Raw genomic sequence first — 21522 nt, 5'->3', positions numbered from 1 at the left:
CAGTGGGAGTCCACAGTGCGGGTGGAGGGGTGTCGTGGCGAACTTTCAATGCTCCTCGTGCGGCCGGGAGATCAAGCCGGCCGTCCACTGCCCACACTGCGGGGCCGACCAGCCGCAGTGGGCCGAGCACCTAGCGGACATCGAGCGTTCGATCGCGGAGATGAAGGCGCGCGACGCCGCCATCGCCCGCGAGCAGCGGCAGATCGCCGCGAAGATGCAGGCCGCGCTCTTCCAGCGGGACATCCTCGCCCACGCCGGTGAGGAGCGACTCAAGCAGGCCACCCGGCCCCGCCGGGTGCTGCGCCGCCGCCCTGGCCGGCGGCCATCGACCGCCACCGCTTCAGCGCCGCCCCGGGTTCCCCGCCAGGGCGCCCCGTCCGCCCCGGATGACCCGCCGCCGCCTCCGCCGCGGCCAAGCTGGCTGGACGCGGACGACCCGGCGCACCCGCCGGAGGCCTCGTCGCGGGAGGTGCAGAACATCCCGCTCGGGCTGGGCGCGTTGCTGCTCGCGGTGGCCGCTGTGGTCTTCGCCGCGGTCGCCACCAGCTCGATGGACGCGCTGGCCCGGCTCGGCATCCTGCTCCTGGCCACGGCGCTGATGCTGCTCGCCCCACCGGCGCTGGCCCGGCGCGGGCTCACCTCCACCGCCGAGACCATCGCCGCGGTCGGCCTGCTGCTGGTGCCGCTCGCCGGCAACGCCCTCTGGGCCGTGGACCGGATCGGCGGCGGCACCTCCGGCACGGTCTTCGCGGGGGTGCTCTTCGCGGTCACCGCCGCTGTCGCACTCGGGTACGCCCGCTGGACCGGTCTGCGCGCACCCCGCTTCGCCACCGTGCTCGCCGCGCAGCCGGTGCTGCCGCTGTTGGCGTACGACCAGATCACCGGACCGGGCGGCTGGGCGCTGGTGCTGGCCCTGGTCGCTCTTCTCGACCTCTGGCTGGCCCGCTCCGGCGTGGCCCTGGAACGCCCTGTCCGGCAGGACGGGCCAGCGTCGGGCAGCACGTCGGCGCCCCGCCAGCGCAACGCCGAGACCCGGCCGGAGGGCGACCCGGAGGAGGCCGCCGAGCTGATCGACGCCAGCGCGGGTTCCGCCGACACCCGGCCGGCCCGCCCGGTTCCCGGGCTGGGCGCGCTGACCTGGCTGCTGCACGCGGTGGCGGTCGCGCTCGCCCTGGCGTACGCGGTCACCGCCCTGCTCCGGGCGCAGACCGTGCCGACCGCGACCGGCGCCGGGGTGGTGCTGCTGCTGGCCGCCGCGATCGGGCTGGCCGGCGCGCTGGTGCTGCGTCGCCCACCGCTGCCCGACGTCGCGGCCGGCATCGTCACGCTGGCCGTGATCGGGGCGCTGAGTCGAATCGCCTCGGTGGCCTTCCCGGGCCAGGCACTGCTGCTGATCGCGGCGGTCATCACGGTCACCGGGCTGGCCGTGCGCGCGGTTCCCGAGGCGGCCCGACGTGGCCCGCAGCTCGCCTCGGCGGTGGCGCTGACCGTCAGCGGTCTGGTGGTCGCCGGAGGCGCGCTGCGCGCCGGGGTGGCGCCGCTCCGGGCGGCACTGCCCGCCTGGGGTGCCGACCTCGACCGGTATCCGGCCGAGCTGGCCGCCGCGGTCGGGCCGACCACCTGGCAGCTCGCGGCTGCCGCCTTCCTGCTCACCATCGCGGCGGTGCTGGCCCTGCCCACCGAGATCCGCCGGGAATTCGCGGTCGCCGGCGCGGCGCTGACCGCGCTCGCCGTACCGGCCTCGCTCGGTCTCGGTTGGGCCACGGCACCCTGGCCGATGGTGATCACGGCGATCGGCATCGGGGTCATCGGGCTCTCCGCCCGCACCGATCGAGCCGCGGCGGCGCACGCCATCGGGGCGGCCGTGGTGGGCCTGCTCGGCGCCGGTGCCAGCCTGTCGCGCCCCGCACTCACCGCCGCGGTCCTGCTCGCCCTGTTCACGGCCGGCACGCTTGTCGCTCTGGCGCCGCGGATCCGGATCGCCTCGGCCGCCTCCGACACGGTCACCGCCTGGGCCGCCGGAGGTGCGGCGTTCGCGCTGCCCGGGGCGGTGGCCGCGTTCGTGGCCGCCACCGTGCCCACCGACCCGACCCCCACCCCGGCCAGCCTCCGGGAGGTGACAGTTCCGGTCCTGGCGGCCAGCTTCCTGGCGGTCTGCGTGACCCTCGGCTACGCCGCCGTCGTGCAGGTCTCCCAGCGCCGCATCCCCGCACCGCTGTCGGTCGGCACCGGGCTGGGCGCGTTGCTGGTCACCGCCGCCGCGTTCGGAGCGCCCGGCGCGACCGTCGCCGACGCCTGGGTGGGCGCGTTACTGCTGGTCGCCGCGGTGCTGCTGTTCCTGGCCCCATCCATCGACGCCGGCCGTCGCGCCGACCTCACCCTCGACGGCTCGGACCTGGCCGCCGCGGCGGTCACCACCGCCCTGATCGCCACGCTGGTGCGGATCGGGGCGGTGCTCGCCCCGGGCGGGCAGTTGGCGATGGCCGCCGCCCTGGTCCTGGTGGTCGCCGTGGGAGCACGCACCATGCCGGAGGAGTGGCGACGCGGACCGATCCTCGGCCTCGCCGCCGGCGGTCTCCTCATCGGCGTACTCGCCGGCTGGTCGGCGGTGCGCGGTGGGGTCGGCGTGCTGGCCACCCCCGGCCCGATCTGGCAGGGCGACCTGAGCGGCTGGCCGGCCTCGCCCGTCGGTGGGGCCACCTGGCAGGCGCCTGTCGCGCTGGCGCTGTTGGCCCTCGCCGCCGGCATCCTGCTCCCGCCGCCCTGGCGGTGGGACGTGTCCGGCGGGGCCGTGGTGCTCGCCACGATCGGCGCGCCGGCCGCGTTCGATCTGGCCTGGTGGTCGCCGGTTTTGGTCGGCGGAATGGTCGCCACCATGTACGGGATGGCCGCGGTGGCCAGCGAGGAGGCGCGCGCCGGGCTGTCCCGGGCGACAGTGGCCGGGGTGGTCGCGCTGCACGCCGCCGGAGCCGGCCTGGTCCGGCCCTGGACGACGGCGCTGGCCCTGGGCAGCATCGCGCTGATCGGCGTGGTGGTGGCGGCGCTGGCACGCGTCCTGGCCGGCCCACAGGTGGCCGACATCGACACCGAGGGGATGCCACCACACCTGGTGCAGATCGGTGGCGCGGCGATCGGTGCCGCGCTGCTGGCCCTGCCCGGCGCGGTGGCGGCACTGGCCGCCGAATTCGAGAACTCGGCGCAGGTGGTGCTGACCGCCGCGCTGGCCGCGTCCAGCCTCGGCCTGGCCGCCGTGGCAGCGGTCCGCCGGCAGGTGCCGCAATATCTGCCCTGGGTCAGCGTCGCGGTGGTCGGCGGGGCCAGCATCAGCGCCCTGGCCGCCATCCCCACCGGCCTCCCCGCGGGTGTCTACGCGGCCGCCGCCGCCCTGCTCGGTGTGCTGGCCGAGCTGATCCGAGCGGCCACCGTGCCGCCCACCGGCTCGGCCCAGCCGGTCCGGCGCTGGGCGGTACGGCTCGACGGCGCGCTCCGGCGACTGCCGGACGACCCGGAGCGACGCCGGTGGCGGGTCAACCCGGCTGCGGGCGCACTGGCCGCGGCGGCCCTACCGACCGCCCTGGCCCTCGCCTCGATCGCACCGGCGCTGGTCGCGGCACTGGTCGAGCCGCACCGCACCCTGACCCGGATCTGGCAGGGCCCGCCGCCGGAGCTGCTCACCCCACCTTCGGACGTGGTCAATCCGACGCACGTGCTGACGGCGCTGCTGCTCACCGCGACCGCCGCGCTGGCCGCCACCGGGTTCAGCGGCGGGCGGCGGTCCCGGGCCGTGCCGGTGGTGCTACCCGGGGCAGCCGTCACCCTGCTGATCGCACCCATCGCGTTGGGCTGGGGCTGGCCCGCCAGCACCGCCGCCGCGCTCGCCGTCTTCACCATCGCGATGCTCGGGCTCGCGCTGACCCCACCGCCGCCGCTGGCCGAGCGGGCCCGCTCGCTGCGGCTGGCCCGGGTGCTGGTGTTCGCCATCGGTCTGGCCGGTGGCAGCGCCGGGCTCGCGGGCAGCCTCGCCGACCGGCAGCTGACCCTGTTCACCCTGGGCAGCGGTGTCGGGGTGGGCGCCGTGGGGGCGCTGTTCGGCACCACCCAGCGGGCGCGCATCCTCGGTTGGCTCTTCGCCTCACTCATGGCGCAGCTCTTCGTTCTCACCGCCGGCCTGGTCGCCGGGCTGGCCGCGGTCTGGTCCGCGTTCGGGGTGCTCGCGGTCGGGGCCGTCCTACAGGTGCTCGCCGCGACCCTGCCCCGGCTCCGCCGCCCCGAGGCGCAGCGGGAAGCGTCCACTGTGGAATGGACCGGATACGCCGCCGCGCTTATCGCGTTGGCCCTCGCCTTCGACTCGCCCCGACACATCGCCGCCCTGCTGGCCGCCTGGGGTGCGGTCCTCGGCGTGGCGGCGACCCGGCCCGGCCGCCGGCCGGTGGAACGCCGGATCCTGTTCTGGGCCGTGGTGGTCTGCGAGATCACCGCCTGGTGGATCCTGATGCGGGTCGCCGACGTGGCGCTGCCCGAGGCGTACACGCTGCCGTTCGCCGCGCTGGCCCTGCTCGTCGGGGTCCTGGAACTGCGCCACCGACCGGACCTGAGCAGTTGGGTGGCGTACGGGCCGGCGCTGGTCACCGCCTTCGTGCCGACGCTGGCCATCGTGCTGGCCACCGAGTCCAGCACGGTGCGGCAGATGCTGCTGCTACTCGGCGCGGTCGCGGTATTGATCTTCGGCTCGTCCAGTCGACAGCAGGCACCGGTGATCGTCGGCGCGTCGGTCACCGCGATCGCCGCGATCCACGCGCTGGTCAGCCTCGGCCCGTGGCTGGCGCTCATCCCGGTGGGCATCCTGCTCCTCGTGCTCGGCGCGAGCAACGAGCGCCGACGCCGGGCTCAGGAACGCCTACAGACCGCCCTACGCGGCATGAGATGAGACCGGAGGCGACGCCGCCAGCTCCGACTCCTGGGTCGGAGCAGTTGGGCAGGGTCCGCTCAGTGATCTTTGAGGGAACATCTGACCGACGAGACCTACCGTGAGATCGATATCGCGGTGGCCCGCCGCACATATCGGAGCAGCGCCTCTAGACGGGTAGGTCCTCACCCGGGGAGCGGGGCTGCGGACGCGGCGAAGGGCGCTCGCCGTCCGCGTTGGCTGCCCGCCATCTCGATGTGCTGGTGAGCGGTATACCTCAGAGGTATGAATATGACTCTGAGGTATACCGCTCACTATCGCATCCGCCCCCACGGAGGTGACCGACGGTCACCGCCGGCCGCCGGCCAGGGTTAGGAATTACTCGTCTAGGAAACCCTCGCCGCTCTTCCACCTGCCTGAGAGATGCGGAGGGAACTCCTGGTGCTGCTGGCGCACGCCGGACCGGCGGGGCCGGTGCGTTACCGGAGGGTTTCCTGGAGGGCGGCTTCCTTGGTGGCGACCAACGTCTCCAGGTCCCGCTGATAGGCCGCCATCTTGGCGCGCAACCCCTCGTCGGAGGCACCGAGGATCCGTACGGCCAGCAGGCCGGCGTTGCGGGCGTTGCCGATCGACACGGTGGCGACCGGGATCCCGGCCGGCATCTGCACGATGGACAGCAACGAGTCCATGCCGTCGAGGTGCTTCAGCGGCACCGGCACACCGATCACCGGCAGCGGCGTCACCGAGGCGACCATGCCCGGCAGCGCGGCGGCACCACCAGCCCCGGCGATGATCACCCGCAGGCCCCGGTCGGCGGCGTCGCGGCCGTACTCGATCATTGCGACCGGAGTGCGGTGCGCCGAGATCACCCGCACCTCGTACGCCACGCCGAAGTCGTCAAACACCTCGGCGGCGGCTCGCATGGTCGGCCAGTCCGAGTCGCTGCCCATGATCAACCCGACAGTGCTCACCGGGGTCTCCTTCTCGACCGAGGGGGTCACTCGTGCCCCTCGCGCAGCCAGCGGGCGGCCTTCGCGGCGCGCGCCCGTACGTCGTCCAGGTCCTCGCCGAGCACCGTGACGTGCCCGACCTTCCGGCCGGGCCGCACCTGCTTGCCGTAGAGGTGCACCTTGGCACCCGGCTCGGCGGCGAAGAGGTGGTGCAGCCGCTCGTCGATCGACATGCCGCCCGGCTCGCCGCCCAGCACGTTCGCCATCACCACCACCGGCGCGGTCAGCGAGGTGTCGCCCATCGGGTAGTCCAGCACCGCCCGCAGGTGCTGCTCGAACTGCGAGGTCCGGGCACCCTCGATGGTCCAGTGCCCGGAGTTGTGCGGGCGCATCGCCAGCTCGTTGACCACGATCGCCGGCCGGCCCGACTCGTCGCGCACCTCGAACAGCTCCACCGCCAGCAGACCGATCACCCCGAGCGCGGTGGCCAGGTCGATGGCGAGTTGCTGGGCGGAGACCGCCAACTCCTCGTCCAGGCCGGGCGCCGGGGCCAGCACCTCCACGTTGATGCCGTCCCGCTGCACCGTCTCCACCACCGGGTACGCGGCCACCTGACCGAACGGCGACCGGGCGACCTGCACAGCCAACTCCCGGCGCAACGGCACCCGCTCCTCGACGATCAGCCGGGTGCCGCCGGCGAGCAGCGTGGCTGCCAACTCGGTGGCCTGGGTGGCGTCGTCGACCATCCAGACGCCCCGGCCGTCGTAGCCACCGCGCGCCGCCTTGAGCACCACCGGCCAGCCGACCTGCTCGCCGAAACCAACAAGGTCGGCGGGCTCGCCGACGGGACGCCACACCGGGTTGGGCGCACCCAGCTCGGTCAGGCGTTCCCGCATGACCTGCTTGTCCTGGGCGTGCAGCAGCGCGTCCGCCGGCGGATAGAGGGTCACCCCTTCCGCCGCCAGCGTGCGGATGTGCTCCGAGGGCACGTGCTCGTGGTCGAAGGTGACGACGTCGCAGCCCTTGGCGAAGGTGCGTAGGGCGGCCAGGTCGGTGTGATCGCCGTACTGGACGTCGGCGGCGACAAGCGCCGCGCCGTCGTCGGGGGCGGTCGCGAGCACACGCAGTGACTGGCCGAGGGCGATCGCGGCCTGGTGGGTCATCCGGGCCAACTGGCCGCCACCCACCATGCCGACAGCAGGCAAACCGGTACGGGAATCCATAGCGCGGCCAGCCTATCCGGGCCGCCGACAGGCCTGCCCGGAGGGCCGGCGACCATGCCGCCGCCGGCCGGGCCACGCCCGGTGCCCGGAGCGCGAGCAACTACCGGGCGTGGCGATGCGCTCAGCCCAGCTCGGCGACCAGCTCCTCGACGGAGGTGACCGGCCGCTGGCAGACGAACCCCCGGCAGACGTACGCGGCGGACCGGCCGTCGACCAGCGGACGGTCCGCGAGCAGCGGCACCCCGGGCTGGTCGGGTTGCCCGGCGACGACCACCGCCCCGGGCGGGGCGTGCCGTCGGGCCGCGGCCACCAGGGGATCGCCCGCCGGGTCGTCGGTCACCACGGCGATCTCGTACGGCCCGGAGAGCAACGCCTCACCGACCATGGCCGCGTACCCGGTGAACCGGGGGTGCTGCCCGACGATCGGCGCGACAGTGGCGAGCGCCGCCTCGGCGGCCTCCCGGTAGCGCGTCTCCCCGGTCAGCGCCGAGTACGCCACCAGAGCGGCGATCAACGCCGACCGGCCGGACGGGGTGGCGTTGTCGGTCGGGTCAGCGGGCCGGGCGACAAGCCGTTCGGCGTCGTCGGCGGTGTCGTAGAAGGCGCCACCGGGCGCGGCGAAGCGCGCCAACGCGGTGTCCAGCAGCTCGCCGGCCAGCGCGAGCCAGCGACCCTCCCCGGTGAGCTGGTGCAACGCGCAGAACGCCTCGGCCACACAGCCGTAGTCCTCCAGGACGCCGGCCGGCTCGCCGACCCTGCCGTCCCGGGAGACCCGGCGCAGCCGGCCGTCCACCAGGTGCACGGTGGCCAGGAGCTCGGCGGCGTCGCGCATCGCACCCTCGGCGACGATGGTCACGCCGTCCATCAGGTTGGTGTCCTCGTCGCGCGGAGCCGCGTACAACGCGGCCACCTGGAGGAACTCGACGATGGCGGTGATCGCGAGGCCGTTCCAGGCGGCCACCACCTTGTCGTCGCGGGCCGGCTGGGGGCGGGTGTCCCGGGCGGTGAGCAGTCGCCCGACCACCTGCTGCCAGCGGGCCCGGACCTCGGGGGCGGCGTCGTCGACGTCCCGGGCGAGCCTGAGCACGCTCATGCCGTGCTCGAAGGTGCCGTCGTCGGTCACCGTGAACAGGTCGGCGGCGAACCGGCCGTCCTCCTCGCCCAGCGCCTCGACGAGCTGTGCCGGTGTCCAGGCGTAGGTGAGCCCCTCGACGCCCTCGGTGTCGGCGTCCAGCGCGGACGCGAAGCCCTCCCCCGGCCGGTGCAACTCGTCGGCGAGGAAGCGGGCGGTGTCCCGCGCCACCCGGCGGGCCAGCGGATCACCGGTGAGCCGCCACAGCTGGGTGTAGAGCCGCAGCAGCAACGCGTTGTCGTAGAGCATCTTCTCGAAGTGCGGCACCGTCCAGTGCGCGTCCACCGAGTAGCGGGCGAAGCCGCCGGCGAGCTGGTCGTAGATGCCACCACGGGCCATGGCCTCGGCGGTGTGCCGGGTGATCTCCAGGCTGCGCGGGTCGCCGGTGCGCTGGTGGTGACGCAGCAGGAAGAGCAGGTTCATGTGCGGTGGGAACTTCGGGGCGCCACCGAAACCGCCGTTCGTCGCGTCGTACTCACTGGCCAGCCTGCCGGCCGCGGCGTCGAGCAGCGGCGCGTCCAGCGGGGCGGTGGGGCCACCCACGGCCTGCGCGCCACCGATCGCCTCGACCACGGCGGCGCCCTGGCGCACCACCGCCTCGCGCTGCTCCCGCCACGCGGTGGTGACCGACTGGAGCAGCTGGAGGAAGTTCGGTCGCGGGAAGTAGGTGCCGCAGAAGAACGGCGTGCCGTCCGGGGCGGCGATGACGGTCATCGGCCAGCCGCCCTGGCCGGTCATCGCCTGGGTGGCGGTCATGTAGACCGCGTCCACGTCCGGGCGCTCCTCACGATCCACCTTGATCGACACGAAGTTGTCGTTCAACAGGGCGGCGACCTGCTCGTTCTCGAACGACTCGTGGGCCATCACGTGACACCAGTGGCAGGCCGCGTAGCCCACCGAGATGAGCACCGGAACGTCCCGCCGTTTCGCCTCGGCGAACGCCTCGTCGGTCCAGGGCCACCAGTCGACCGGGTTGTCGGCGTGCTGGAGCAGGTACGGGCTGGTGGCGTCGACGAGTCGGTTCACGCACACGACCATAACCAGCCCCGGCGCTTACCGCGCGGGCTCCACCGGACGGTCCGCTGCCCGGTCGCCCGCATGGGCAGCGTCGGGGACCGCTGAGCCGGGAACGGTCAGGAGGCGCCGTCGGCGCGCAGTCGGAACACGTTCGACTCCGCCGAGTCGCGCAGCGACCCGAGCACCGCGCCGATCTTGTCGGCCGGCATCGGCTTGAAGAAGTGGTAGCCCTGCGCGGAGGTGCAACCCAGCTCCGCCAGGGCCAGCCGCTGCTCGGCGGTCTCCACCCCTTCGGCGACCACGCGCAGCCCCAGCTCGTGGGCGAGCCCCACTGTGGTCCGGACGATCGCGGCGGCCTCCGGCGAGTCCGCCATCCGGATCACGAACGAGCGGTCCACCTTCAGCTCGTCCACCGCGATCCGGGTGAGGAACGTCAGCGACGAGAAGCCGGTGCCGAAGTCGTCGACGGCGAGCTGCACGCCCATCGACCGGAGGGTGGCCAGCACCTCGTCGATGATCTCCAGCTCACTCATCACCACCGTCTCGGTGATCTCCAGGACGAGCCGGCGCGGTGGCACCTGATGGCGGCGCAGCGCCTCGGCGATCTCCGCCGGCAACCGGGGGTCGAGCAGGCTGCGCGCCGACAGGTTGACCGAGATCGGGACGTCGAGCCCCTCCCGCGCCCAACCGGCGGCCACGCCGAGGGCCTTGTCCAGCACGTAGCGGGTGAAGGTGCCGAGCTGCTCACTGTTTTCCACAGGTCGGATGAAGTCGGCCGGACTCAGCCACCCGCGCCGGGGATGCTGCCAGCGGATCAGCGCCTCCACCCCGGTGGGCGCACCGGTGGCCAGGTCGACAGCCGGTTGCAACGCCAGCACCAGCTGGTCGTCGACCTTCAGCGCCTCGCGTAGCTCGGCCAGCAGGGCCAGCTGATCGGTGCTGGCCGCGTCACGGGTGCCGTCGTACGCGGCGACGTTGCCGCCGCCCTCCTTGGCCTGGTACATGGCGATGTCGGCCCGACGCAGCAGCTCGGTCAGGTCGGCGGTGCCGGCGTCGGCCACCACCACCCCGACGGAGACCTCGATCGACATCCGTACGCCGGCCACCTCGGTCGGCGCGGCCAGTCGTTCGGCGATCTCGCGGGCCTGACGCAGGGCGTGGGCCATCGGGGCGGCCCGGTCGCCGAGCACCGGCACCGCGGTGAGCAGCAGCGCGAACTCGTCGCCGCCGAGACGGCCGAGCAGGTCGCCGGGGCGGGCCAGCGCGCTGAGCCGGTTCGCGGTCAGTCGCAGCAGCTGGTCGCCGGCGGCGTGACCGAGGGTGTCGTTGACTTCCTTGAACTGGTTGATGTCCAGCAGCAGCAGCGCCACCGGGTGATCGTGCGCGAGTTGTCGCAGCGACTGGTCGCCCTTGCCGAGCATCGCCGCCCGGTTCGCCAGCCCGGTGAGCGGGTCGTGCACCGCCTCGTACGACGAACGAGCGGTGACCAGCCGCAGTTCCCGATGGGTCGCGGCGTCGTGCAGCGCGGCGGCGAGCGCGTCACCGAACGCGGCCACCGCGTCGCGTTCCCGGGCGTTGGGTGGGGCAGAGCGGGGGAACCGGACCCGCAGCCGGCCGACCGGAGCGGCACCGACCGACAGTGCCCGGCTCAGCTCGTGCTCGTCGGGCTCGGACCGGTCCGGTGGGTCCGTCTCCCGGTCGACGAACTGGCCGGTGGCGTCGCCCCGGTACCGGTGCCACCGGCCGTCGGTCCGAGCCACGTCGACGTCCACCAGTTCGGCGTTGAACAGCGTCAGCGCCCCGGTGACCGCCGCACTGGCCACACCTCGTTCGTCGAGCTGGTTGAGGGCCGCGGTGGCTTCGGCGAACGCTCGCCAGGTGCGATGCTCCTGATCGGAGCGCAGCCGGTAGCGGTAGGTCTGTTGCAGCAGCCACAGCAGCGGCGGGAGCAACAGCAACCACCGTGGGTCGAGTTTCAGCAGGGCGACGACCACGAGGCCGACCGCGACGTTGCCGACGAACATCAGCAGCTTGCCGCGCAGCGCGGCGAGCAGCGGTGGCCCGATCGGCAGCCCGTGCCGCAGGCCCAGCGTCACCCCACCCAGCCAGGCGGTCACCAGGAGGTAGGTCACCGACCCGGCGATCACGGCCAACGCCAGCATCGGGGTGGGCCGGGCGAGCAGCGGCCGTCCGAGCGCGGTGGCCACGGAGACGGCCAGTGCCGTCGCGGCGGCCAGCGACGCGGCGATCCGGACGATCTCCAGGGCGGGACGGCGGTCGGTGTGCAGGGAGAGCATGGTCCAGGCCAAACCGGTGCCGAGCAGCGTGGCGAGCGGCAGCCAGCCGGCTGGCGTCAGATGAAGGCAGACGATCAACGCCGCCTCGCCCCAGGTGATGCTGACCATGCCCGCGGTCGACCGGAACCGCAGCCGAGCGAGCTGGGCGAGAGCGAGGACGGCGACCGCGATGCCGAATCGGGCCGGCCCGCCGAGGGGATCGTCGGCCGGCAGCCTGGCGGGAAGGGTCAACCCGACCACGGAGGCGACCAGGGCGGTCAGGGTGACGGCGGCGGTGAGCACGAGCAGGCGGCCCGGTGTGCCCCGCACCCCGAGCCGGTCGAACGAGTCGCCGGCCGGACCGGAGGTCATCGACCTCCCCCGTCAGCCGACCGACCGACGATACGGCGGGCGGCCGGTGCTGTGCTGGTCATCGGCGCCCCCTCCCGCACACGGCTCGGAGACTTTTGGTCCCCCGGCGGAAGGCTAAGCCAAACCGGGTGGTCGCAACAGGGGGCGACCACCCGGTTCGGCGTGATTCACGTGCTGGCTACCCGTTCCGGTGCTGCTGGTGCCCATTGGGACCGGCGGTGGATGAATCATGCCCCCCGGCCCCGTCTGTCGGATCGACGACTGAAGCGTCGGCCCTGGTCGGGTCGGCCGGCCTCGCCTGCTGCGGGAACCGGTCCGGCAGGCGGCGCAGCCGAGCGTTCATGTTGCGGATCAGCAGAATGGTCGCGGCGGCCAGCAGCAGGATGAGGAAGAGGCCCATCGGCCCGGCCAGACCACCCGTGCGGGTGTCTCCGAAGTTGTTCTCCGCGAGCACCTGAGCAGTGGTCAGCATGGCGTTCCTCCGATGTGCGGTTGGTAACCAGGGTAGCTCTGCCCGGAATCAGCGTGCGTGCGCCGTCTCCCGCACCCCCGCGAAGAGATCGGACTCGGGCAGCGGGCTGTCGACCATTGATCGGGCCAGCTCGAAGTCCTCGGTTGGCCAGGCGCGGCGCTGCAACTCCATCGGCACGTGGAACCAGAAGCCGTCCGGGTCGACCTGGGTGGCGTGGGCGCGCAGCGCGTCGTCGCGGACCGGGAAGAACTCGGAGCACTCCACCCGAGTGGTGATCCGTGGGCCCTTGTCGGGCCGGTCCTCCCAGCGCTGGAGCCACTCCTCGTAGGGCGACTCCTTGCCCGCGGCCAGCATGCCCTCGTGCAGCGCCATGATCTTGGCCTTGGAGAAGCCGATGTCGTAGTAGAGCTTCAGCGGCTGCCAGGGCGCGCCCAGCTCCGGGTAGCGCTCCGGGTCACCGGCGGCCTCGAACGCGGCCATGCTCACCTTGTGGCACATGATGTGGTCCGGGTGCGGGTAGCCGCCCTCCTCGTCGTACGTGGTCACCACGTGCGGACGGAACTCGCGCATCAGCCGCACCAGTGGGCCGGCGGCCACCTCGACGTCCTGCAGGCCGAAGCAGCCCTCAGGCAGCGGCGGCAGCGGGTCGCCCTCGGGCAGCCCGGAGTCGACGAAGCCGAGCCAGGCCTGCTCGACGCCGAGGATCGCCCGGGCAGCGTCCATCTCGGCGCGGCGGATCTCGCCGATGTTGGCCCAGACGTCGGGACGGTCGAGCTTGGGGTTGAGCACGCTGCCGCGCTCCCCGCCGGTGCACGTCACGACCAGGACCTCAACGCCCTCGGCGACGTACTTGGCCATGGTCGCCGCACCCTTGCTCGACTCGTCGTCCGGGTGCGCGTGCACGGCCATGAGTCGCAGCTGCTCTGCCAACTTCGGCACTCCTCGTCTGTGCCGGCCGGTGGACCCGACCGGGCTCGACCGGCTGACCTGCCGGGATCGTTGCTCACCGCACCCTGTCGCCGGCCAGCACCGCAGGGCATGACCTGCCATTCCTGCCGCTGGACCGGGTGGGAGGATGGACTCTGTCATTCTTGCCGATGCCGCCGACAACAACGCCAGGAGATACCCGCCGGTGACCGAGACGCACGCCACAATTTCACCCGGCGCTCCGGTTTTTCCCGCCGGACGCTACGGCCGTCGCCGGGCACCTGGCGGCGAGCGCCGTCGCAACCTGCTCGCCGCGCTGGTGCTGCTGGCGCTCGTGGCGACGCTGACCGTGATCTCGGTGCGGCTCTACCGCCAGTACGGCGACCCGGTCTACGACGCCCAGGTGATCACTTACACCGACATCACGGACACCCAGGTGCTTGTCGACTTTCGGGTGACAGTGCCGGCGGGCGGCTCGGCGGTCTGCGTGCTGCGCGCCCGGGACCGCGCGGGCACCGAGGTGGCCCGTGACCAGATCACCGTCACCGCCCGGCCGGGCGACCGGCACGTCACGAGCCGGCACCGCCTGACCACCACCGCGCGGCCGTTCATCGGCGAGGTCCTGCGCTGCCGACCCCCGGCCTGACCTGCCACAACAGCCGCACCGACAGGCCTCGGAGGGCGCCTACCCCGGGGTGTCGGATCCGGACACCGGCGGTATTGGCCGACACGCTGTGTCGTACCGCACTGGTAACTTGGTAATTCACCTGTCAGCCAGCCACGCACAACTGAGGAGAACGCCTGTGTCCACTGGCAACGAGGCGCCCGCCACCTGGCTGTCCCAGGACGCGTACGACCGCCTCCAGGCCGAGCTCGACGAGCACATCGCCAACCGTCCGGCGATCGCCGCCGAGATCAACGCTCGGCGCGAGGAGGGCGACCTGCGGGAGAACGGCGGCTACCACGCCGCCCGCGAGGAGCAGGGCAAGGCCGAGGGACGCATCCGCTACCTGCAGGAGCTGCTGCGCACCGCGAAGGTCGGCGAGGCGCCGACCGCGGACGCGGTGTCGCCCGGCATGGTCGTGACGATCTACTTCGACGACGACACCGACGACACCGAGACCTTCCTGCTCGGCTCGCGGGAGATCGCGGCCACCACCGACCTGACCGTCTACAGCCCCGAGTCCGCGCTCGGCAAGGCGATCCTGGGTGGTCGGCCCGGGCAGACCTGCACCTACACGGCACCCAGCGGCGCCGACATCAAGGTGACAGTGGTCAGCTTCGAGCCCTTCTCCGGCTGACGTCGCCGGCTCCACCGCAGGCCCAGACGCACCGCCCCGAGGCGTGGCACCCCACCGGTGTCACGCCTCGGCGGCGAAGACCACCTGGTAGCCGCTGGCCCGCAGCGCGCTGATCAGCGTGTCCGAATGCTCGACGCCCCGGGTCTCCACCGACAGCGCCACCTCCACCTCGCCGAGACTGAGGTGCGGGTTGGCGCGCTGGTGCTCCACGTCCACCACGTTGGCCCGGTGCTCGGCGATCTGACTGAGCAGCGACGCGAGTTGTCCCGGCCGGTCCGAGCAGCGCACCGTCACCCGCAGGTAGCGGCCCGCGGCGGCCAGACCGTGCTCGATCACCCGGAGCATCAGCAGCGGGTCGATGTTGCCACCGGAGAGCACCGCGACCACCGGCGTCTCCACCTCGACCACACCGGCCAGCAGCGCGGCGACGCCGACCGCCCCGGCCGGCTCGACCACCTGCTTGCCGCGCTCCAGCAGCATCAACAGGGCCCGGGAGATGTCCTCCTCGGAGACCGTGACGATCTCGTCGACGAGCTTGCGCACGTGGTTGAAGGTGATCTCCCCGGGCCGACCGACAGCGATGCCGTCGGCAATGGTGAAGAACGCCGGCAGACGGACCGGCTCCCCGGCCACCAGCGAGGGAGGAAACGCCGCAGCACCGGCCGCCTGGACGCCGACGATCCGGACGTCCGGTCGCAGCGCCTTCGCGGCGACCGCCATCCCCGAGATGAGGCCGCCACCACCGACCCCGGTGATGATCGTCTTGACGTCCGGGCACTGTTCGAGGATCTCCAGCGCCACAGTGCCCTGGCCGGCGATCACGTCCGGGTGGTCGAACGGGTGGATCAGCACGGCCCCGGTTCGCTCGGCGTAGGTGTGCGCGGCGATCAGTGACTCGTCGACAGTGTTGCCGGCGAACTCGACCTGCGCGCCGTACCCCTTGGTGGCGGCCACCTTCGGCAGCGGCGCGTTGACCGGCATGAAGACGGTGGCGTGCGTGCCCACCAGGCCCGCGGCGAGGGCCACGCCCTGCGCGTGGTTGCCCGCGCTCGCCGCGACCACGCCCCGCTCCCGCTCCGCCGCCGACAACCGGGAGATCCGCACGTACGCGCCGCGCACCTTGTAGGAGCCGGCGCGCTGCAGGTTCTCGCACTTGAGCCAGGTCGGCCCGCCCAGTGCCGCGCTGAGCGGACGGGAGGGCTCCAGCGGGGTGGTCCGGATGACACCGGCGAGCAGTTGCCGTGCAGCCCGCACGTCGTCGAGACCGACCAGTTCCGTCATGCCCCGATCGTGCCACCCAGCTCCGGAGCCCTCTGCGGCGACACCGGCCTCCCCGTTCCGACCCGGGGGTAGCCGGGGGCGTGCCGCGCCCACGGCGCGGCCATCTCGAACTGGCCGGCCACACCGAGCAGCAGCAGCTCCGAGCCCGGCGGGCCGACGATCTGCACGGCGACCGGCAGACCGTCCGGGCGGCGGCCGACCGGCACCACGATCGCCGGCAGACCGGCGATGTTCCACGGCGCGGCGTACGGGGCGTACCGGATGTTGGCTGTCATGTTCGCCCGCCAGGACCGGTCGGACCAGCGTGCCGCCTCCGGTGGCGCGCTGGCCAACGCCGGGGTGAGCAGCAGGTCGACCGAGTGGTCGGTGAAGAAGTCGACAGATCGTTGCCGCCACGCGGCCCGGTCCGCCTCCCGCACGTAGCCGCGACGGTGCGCCCACTCGCCCAACGCGACGTGCCGCCGGGTACGCCGTTGCAGGCCCCGGCGGTCCAACCCGGCGGCCCGCACGTCGGCGGCGGCGGCGGCGAGCCAGGTGGCGATGCCCTGCAGGCTCAGCGCGGTGGGGTAGACCGGATCGGCCGGCACCGTGTCGTGCCCGGCGGCGGCGAGGAGCCGACCGGCGGCGGCGACCGCGTCCCGGTTGGGCGCGTCCGGTGCGACACCCCGCACCGGCGAGCGCAGCGAGACACCCACCCGCAACCGTTGCGGCGGAACCAGCTTCTCGGGACGCCGGCCGGCGAGCACCGAGAAGCCCACCGCCGCGTCGGCGACGGTGCTTGTCAACATGCCGTGCTCGGTGAGGCCGAACCAGTCGTCCGCGCCGAGCTGGCAGGGGACCACGCCCCGACCCGGCTTGAGCCCGACCAGCCCGCAACAGGCCGCCGGGACCCGGATCGAGCCGAGGCCGTCGTTGGCGTGCGCGATCGGCACCAGCCCGGCGGCCACCGCGGCGGCCGCGCCACCGGAGGACCCGCCGGGGGTACGCGTGCTGTCCCACGGATTGCGGGTCACCGCGTTCTCGTCGTCGGTGACCGCCCAGAGCCCCAACTCCGGCATCCGGGTCACACCGAGGATCACCGCGCCGGCGCCGCGTAACCGGCGCACCACCTCGTGGTCGGCCTCCGCGACGTCGCTGCGTGCCGCCGCCGACCCGTTCCAGGTGGGCAACCCGGCGACCGGAGTGTTCTCCTTGACTGCCACCGGCACCCCGGCCAGTGGCAGGTTGGCGAGGTCCTCCTGCTCGTCGACCTTCTCCGCCTCGGTGATCGCCTCGCCGCCGCGGACGGCGCGGAACGCGGCCAGCTCACCGTCGGCACGGGCGATGTACTCAAGGTGGTCGGCGACGACCTGGGTGGCCGACACGTCACCCCGGCGTACGCCCCGGGCGATCTGCTTGGCGGTCGCCCCGACCCAGGTCGCCATGATGTCCTGCACGGCCATCCTCCCCAGCGGTCAGCCCAGCGCCTGCTCCAGATCGGCGAGTAGGTCGTCGACCGTCTCGATGCCGACAGACAGTCGCACGAGATCGCCGGGAACTTCAAGCGGCGAGCCGGCAGCACTTGCGTGTGTCATCCGACCCGGGTGCTCGATCAGGGATTCCACGCCACCCAGCGACTCGGCGAGCACGAAGAGCTTGGCGCGGTTGCAGATGTCCACCGCGTGCTCCTCACCACCGGCGGCACGGAACGAGATCATGCCGCCGAACCGGCGCATCTGCTTGGCGGCGACCTCGTGACCGGGGTGCGACGGCAGCCCGGGGTAGAGCACCTGGGCCACCTTGGCGTGCCCGTCGAGGTACGCGGCGAGCCGCTCGGCGTTGTCGCAGTGCCGATCCATGCGTACCCCGAGGGTCTTGATGCCGCGCAGGGTGAGCCAGGCGTCGAAGGGGCCGTTGATCGCGCCCATCGCGTTCTGGTGGTAACGCAAATCCTCGCCGAGCGCGGCGTCCGCAACGACCAGCGCACCACCGACCACGTCGGAGTGCCCGCCGATGTACTTGGTGGTCGAGTGCACCACCACGTCCGCGCCGAAGGCGATCGGCTGTTGCAGGTACGGCGAGGCGAAGGTGTTGTCCACCACCAGCAGCGCGCCCGCGTCGTGTGCCACGGCGGCCAGCGCGGCGATGTCGGCGATGCCCAGCAGCGGGTTGGTCGGCGTCTCCAGCCAGACGATCTTCGTGCGGCCGGGCTGCACGGCCGCCCGGATCGCCGCCGGGTCGGAGACCTTCGCCGGGGTGAACTCCAGGCCCCAGCGCTGGGCGACCCGGGCGAACAGCCGGTACGTGCCGCCGTACGCGTCGTCCGGGATCACCACGTGGTCGCCCGGCTGGCAGACGGCCCGCAGCAGCGCGTCCTCCGCCGCCAGACCACTGGCGAAGGCGAGCCCCACCGGCCCGCCCTCCAGCGCTGCCAGGCACTCCTGGAGCGCGTCCCGGGTCGGGTTGCCGGAGCGGCTGTACTCGTAGCCGAGCCGGGGCGCGCCGACGGCGTCCTGGGCGTACGTGCTGGTCTGGTAGATCGGTGGAATCACCGCACCGGTCCGCGCCTCAGGGTCCTGACCGGCGTGGATGGCGAGCGTCTCGAAGCCGTGGGTCATTCTGGTGAGGCTAGTGCCCCGTCGGAGAGGGCTGGAACGGAACCCGCGCTCCCGCCGAGGCGACGCCCTGCGATCCGGGACCCCCGGCATAGCCTGGCCCGATGAGTGGGTGCGTGTTCTGCGGGATCGTGGCGGGCGAGGTGCCGGCGTTCCGGGTCGCCGACACCCCGGACGGGGTGGCGTTCCTGGACACCCGGCCGGTGTTCAGGGGGCACGTGCTGGTGGTGCCCCGAGTCCACCTGGTGACCCTGGCTCAGTTACCGGCAGACCTGCTGCCCGGCTACTTCGCGCTGGTCCAGCGCCTGGCGGTGGCCGTGGAGACCGGCCTGGGCGCCGGTGGGACGTTCGTGGCGATGAACAACAAGGTGTCCCAGTCCGTCCCGCACCTGCACACCCATGTGGTTCCACGGACCAGAGGCGACGGGCTGCGCGGCTTCTTCTGGCCACGTACCCGCTACGAGGACGACGCCGAGGCCCGGACCTACGCGGACCGCGTTGCCGCCGCACTCCCGGGCGGGGCCTGACTCACACCGGCGCGGGTAAGGAAGGTGGACCCACCGGTGTTACACGCTGGGAGAGGTACGAGAGGAGATCCCCACGTGTTTTTGCGCCGTATGAACGCTGAGATGGTTTCGCCCGATCAGGCCCTACCGGGCCGTCCGATCGCCATGCCGGTCGCCGACCGCCACGAGGTGCTGGGCACCCCGCTGAAGGGCCCATTCCCGGAGGGCCTGCAGGTCGCGGTCTTCGGCATGGGCTGCTTCTGGGGAGCCGAGCGACTGTTCTGGACGCTGCCGGGGGTCTACACCACCTCCGCCGGTTACGCGGGTGGCATCACCAGGAACCCGACGTACGAGGAGACGTGTTCCGGCCGGACCGGGCACGCCGAGGTCGTCCAGGTGGTATACGACCCCAGCAAGATCACCTATGAGGACCTGCTGAAGGTCTTCTGGGAGAACCACGACCCGACCCAGGGCATGCGCCAGGGCAACGACGTGGGCTCCCAGTACCGGTCGGCGGTCTACACGACCACCGACGAGCAGCGGGCCATCGCGGAGTCGTCCCGGGACGCGTTCCAGCCGATCGTGACGCGGGCCGGCAAGGGTGAGATCACCACCGAGATCGCTCCGCTCGGCAGCTACTACTTCGCCGAGGACTACCACCAGCAGTACCTGGCGCCGACCAAGAACCCGAACGGGTACTGCAACCACGGCCCGAACGGGCTGAGCTGCCCGGTCGGCGTGGCGCGGGTCGCCGGCTGACCACCGCCACCCGCACACGCGTGCTGCCCGGCCGCCGATGAGGCGGCCGGGCATTCCCATCTGACCGTGTGATCGAAATCCGTTGCCGACCCCGGTGAGAACTCGATAACGTGGCCGTACACGTGAAGGGAGGTGGTCCAGACTTGTATAGCAATCGGACTCGTGAGGTGGCTGTCAGCTAGCCGCTGTCCTCGACAGTGATCGGTCCGCCGCAAGGCGGGCACCAGCACCATCGTCGAGACCGTGTGGCAGCGGTGCGGCGAATCCACGACAGCCACCCGACCCCCGGGGTGCCGGCCAAGTCCAGCCGGCCCGCGCACCAGCGCGGAGCGCCCCGGGGGTCGCTCCATATCCGGGGGAGCGGCGATGTCCATGCGCGAGCTGGTGATCCTCGGAACGGCCAGCCAGGCGCCGACCCGTCAGCGCAACCACAACGGGTACGCGCTGCGCTGGGACGACGAGGTGATCCTCTTCGACCCGGGCGAGGGCAGCCAGCGCCAACTCCTGCACACCACGGTCACGGCCACCGACCTGACCCGCATCTGTATCACCCACTTCCACGGTGACCACTGCCTCGGCCTGCCCGGCACCATCCAGCGGCTCTCCCTGGACCGGGTTCCGCACCCGGTCGCCGTGCACTTCCCGGCGGGCGGTGCCGAATACTTCGCCCGGCTGCGGCATGCCACCTCCTTCTACGAGACCGCCGAGTTGCGGGTCACCCCCATCGAGGAGGACGGGCAGCGGATCACCCTGAGCTGCGGCACGCTGGAGGCACGCCGGCTGCGGCATCCCATCGAGACGTACGGCTATCGGCTGGTCGAGCCGGACGGCCACCGGATGCTGCCCGAGCAGCTGGCCGCGTACGGCATCAGCGGGCCGGCCGTCGGCGAGCTGATCCGCGTCGGCCACCTGGACCTCGACGGGCGTCGCGTCACCCGCGACGAGGTGAGCGTCCCCCGGCCGGGTCAACGGTTCGCGTTCGTGATGGACACCGGCCTCTGCGACGGGGTGTACGCCCTCGCCGAGCACGCCGACCTGCTGGTCATCGAGTCGACCTTCCTGGAGTCGGAGGCCGCGCTCGCCGCCGAGGTCGGCCACCTGACCGCGGCGCAGGCCGCCCGGGTGGCGACCGAGTCCGGGGTACGCCGGCTCGTGCTCACCCACTTCTCGCAGCGCTACTCCGACCCGCGCCGGTTCCACGACGAGGCCCGCGCGCACTTCGACGGTGACCTGATCATCGCCGAGGATCTGACCACGGTGCAGCTCCCACCCCGCCGGGTAGCCTCGGCCGGGTGACCGTCACGCTCCGCCCCGCGACCGCTGCCGACATGATGGCGGTGGGGGCCCTGCACCAGCGCTCCCGGGTTGCCGCGTACTCCGCCTTCCTGCCGGCCGAGGCGTTGGCCGACCCGACGCCGGAGGCGATGGGGCGGTACTGGGCGGAGCGGTGGCGCTGGGAGCGGGACAACCACCGGCTGACAGTGGCCGAGCGGGCCGGGACGCTTGTCGGGTTCAGTTACCTGGGTCCGGACGACGAGGACGATCCGGGGACCGGGCTGCTCAACGCGATTCATCTCGACCCGGCCGAGCAGGGCCGGGGCACCGGCCGGACGCTCATGGTGGACACGTTGGAGGCCATGCGGGTCCGTGGCTGGCGGCGTGCCGTGCTCTGGGTGCTGCGGGAAAACGCGCGTGCCCGCGCCTTCTACGAACGCGGCGGCTGGACATCGACGGGCGTGGAGCGCGAGGAGCACATCGGCACTGCCCTCACCCCGCAGGTCCGCTACACCCGCCCCCTCTGAACTG

General features: G+C 72.8%; 16 protein-coding genes. 7 read left to right on the top strand and 9 right to left on the bottom strand.

From position 1 onward, the window contains the following. Nucleotides 1-34 precede the first annotated feature (34 nt). Nucleotides 35-4927 (top strand): permease, encoded by a 4893-nt coding sequence (locus ABZU25_RS04110; protein ID WP_355027846.1) that lies wholly within the window; start codon nucleotides 35-37, stop codon nucleotides 4925-4927. Between the two features lie 458 nt (nucleotides 4928-5385). On the opposite strand, the gene purE is transcribed toward ABZU25_RS04110, so the two are convergent. The 6 genes from purE to mca form a co-directional block, all read right to left on the bottom strand. Then, nucleotides 5386-5877 (bottom strand): 5-(carboxyamino)imidazole ribonucleotide mutase, encoded by a 492-nt coding sequence (gene purE, locus ABZU25_RS04105; RefSeq protein WP_355027997.1) that lies wholly within the window; start codon nucleotides 5875-5877, stop codon nucleotides 5386-5388. A gap of 26 nt (nucleotides 5878-5903) precedes the next feature. Next, on the bottom strand, nucleotides 5904-7079 hold the full coding sequence (locus ABZU25_RS04100; RefSeq protein ID WP_355027845.1) for a 5-(carboxyamino)imidazole ribonucleotide synthase: 1176 nt from the start codon (nucleotides 7077-7079) through the stop codon (nucleotides 5904-5906). Between the two features lie 121 nt (nucleotides 7080-7200). Then, a complete protein-coding gene (locus ABZU25_RS04095) occupies nucleotides 7201-9237 on the bottom strand; it encodes a thioredoxin domain-containing protein (protein WP_355027844.1) in 2037 nt (678 codons plus the stop codon). A gap of 107 nt (nucleotides 9238-9344) precedes the next feature. Beyond that, complete coding sequence (locus tag ABZU25_RS04090) at nucleotides 9345-11876, bottom strand: bifunctional diguanylate cyclase/phosphodiesterase (RefSeq protein ID WP_355027843.1); 2532 nt, start codon at nucleotides 11874-11876, stop codon at nucleotides 9345-9347. Between the two features lie 178 nt (nucleotides 11877-12054). After that, nucleotides 12055-12348 carry a hypothetical protein gene (locus ABZU25_RS04085; RefSeq protein WP_355027842.1) on the bottom strand — a complete coding sequence of 98 codons (294 nt, stop codon included), beginning with the start codon at nucleotides 12346-12348 and terminating at the stop codon, nucleotides 12055-12057. Nucleotides 12349-12396: 48 nt separating this feature from the next. After that, nucleotides 12397-13278: a mycothiol conjugate amidase Mca gene (gene mca / locus ABZU25_RS04080; protein WP_355027841.1), complete on the bottom strand. Its 882-nt coding sequence runs from the start codon at nucleotides 13276-13278 to the stop codon at nucleotides 12397-12399. A gap of 202 nt (nucleotides 13279-13480) precedes the next feature. Between mca and ABZU25_RS04075 the strand changes: the two genes are divergently transcribed. Together ABZU25_RS04075 and greA are read left to right on the top strand one after the other, a co-directional pair. Further along, the gene (locus ABZU25_RS04075; RefSeq protein WP_355027996.1) at nucleotides 13481-13921 is read left to right on the top strand and encodes a DUF4307 domain-containing protein; all 441 of its coding nucleotides are present in this window, start codon (nucleotides 13481-13483) and stop codon (nucleotides 13919-13921) included. 157 nt (nucleotides 13922-14078) lie between these two features. Beyond that, nucleotides 14079-14576 (top strand): transcription elongation factor GreA, encoded by a 498-nt coding sequence (gene greA / locus ABZU25_RS04070; protein ID WP_139584162.1) that lies wholly within the window; start codon nucleotides 14079-14081, stop codon nucleotides 14574-14576. Between the two features lie 60 nt (nucleotides 14577-14636). Here greA and ilvA read toward each other — a convergent pair whose 3' ends face one another. From ilvA to ABZU25_RS04055, 3 genes are read right to left on the bottom strand one after another with little or no spacing between them, the layout of a single operon-like run. Next, the gene (gene ilvA, locus ABZU25_RS04065) at nucleotides 14637-15857 is read right to left on the bottom strand and encodes a threonine ammonia-lyase (protein WP_355027840.1); all 1221 of its coding nucleotides are present in this window, start codon (nucleotides 15855-15857) and stop codon (nucleotides 14637-14639) included. Beyond that, entirely contained in the window at nucleotides 15854-17299 is a 1446-nt protein-coding gene (locus ABZU25_RS04060; RefSeq protein ID WP_355027839.1) for an amidase, read from the bottom strand. The genes ilvA and ABZU25_RS04060 overlap by 4 nt, the downstream gene beginning before the upstream one ends. A 12-nt stretch (nucleotides 17300-17311) precedes the next feature. Beyond that, complete coding sequence (locus ABZU25_RS04055) at nucleotides 17312-18454, bottom strand: cystathionine gamma-synthase (protein WP_355027838.1); 1143 nt, start codon at nucleotides 18452-18454, stop codon at nucleotides 17312-17314. 101 nt (nucleotides 18455-18555) lie between these two features. Here ABZU25_RS04055 and ABZU25_RS04050 point away from each other — a divergent pair, with 101 nt between their 5' ends. From ABZU25_RS04050 to ABZU25_RS04035, 4 genes are all read left to right on the top strand, one after another. Then, nucleotides 18556-18978 carry an HIT family protein gene (locus ABZU25_RS04050; protein WP_355027837.1) on the top strand — a complete coding sequence of 141 codons (423 nt, stop codon included), beginning with the start codon at nucleotides 18556-18558 and terminating at the stop codon, nucleotides 18976-18978. Between the two features lie 75 nt (nucleotides 18979-19053). Continuing rightward, nucleotides 19054-19716 (top strand): peptide-methionine (S)-S-oxide reductase MsrA, encoded by a 663-nt coding sequence (gene msrA / locus ABZU25_RS04045; RefSeq protein WP_355027836.1) that lies wholly within the window; start codon nucleotides 19054-19056, stop codon nucleotides 19714-19716. Between the two features lie 366 nt (nucleotides 19717-20082). After that, nucleotides 20083-21012 carry a ribonuclease Z gene (locus ABZU25_RS04040; protein WP_355027835.1) on the top strand — a complete coding sequence of 310 codons (930 nt, stop codon included), beginning with the start codon at nucleotides 20083-20085 and terminating at the stop codon, nucleotides 21010-21012. Then, the gene (locus ABZU25_RS04035; protein WP_355027834.1) at nucleotides 21009-21518 is read left to right on the top strand and encodes a GNAT family N-acetyltransferase; all 510 of its coding nucleotides are present in this window, start codon (nucleotides 21009-21011) and stop codon (nucleotides 21516-21518) included. Before ABZU25_RS04040 ends, ABZU25_RS04035 begins: the two co-directional genes overlap by 4 nt. Nucleotides 21519-21522: the final 4 nt, after the last annotated feature.

It is taken from the genome of Micromonospora sp. NPDC005215, from assembly GCF_040607915.1.
In the GTDB taxonomy this organism is placed as follows: Bacteria; Actinomycetota; Actinomycetes; order Mycobacteriales; family Micromonosporaceae; genus Micromonospora.
Note: the sequence above shows the minus strand (reverse complement) of the source record. Positions and strands in the feature narration are given on the sequence as shown.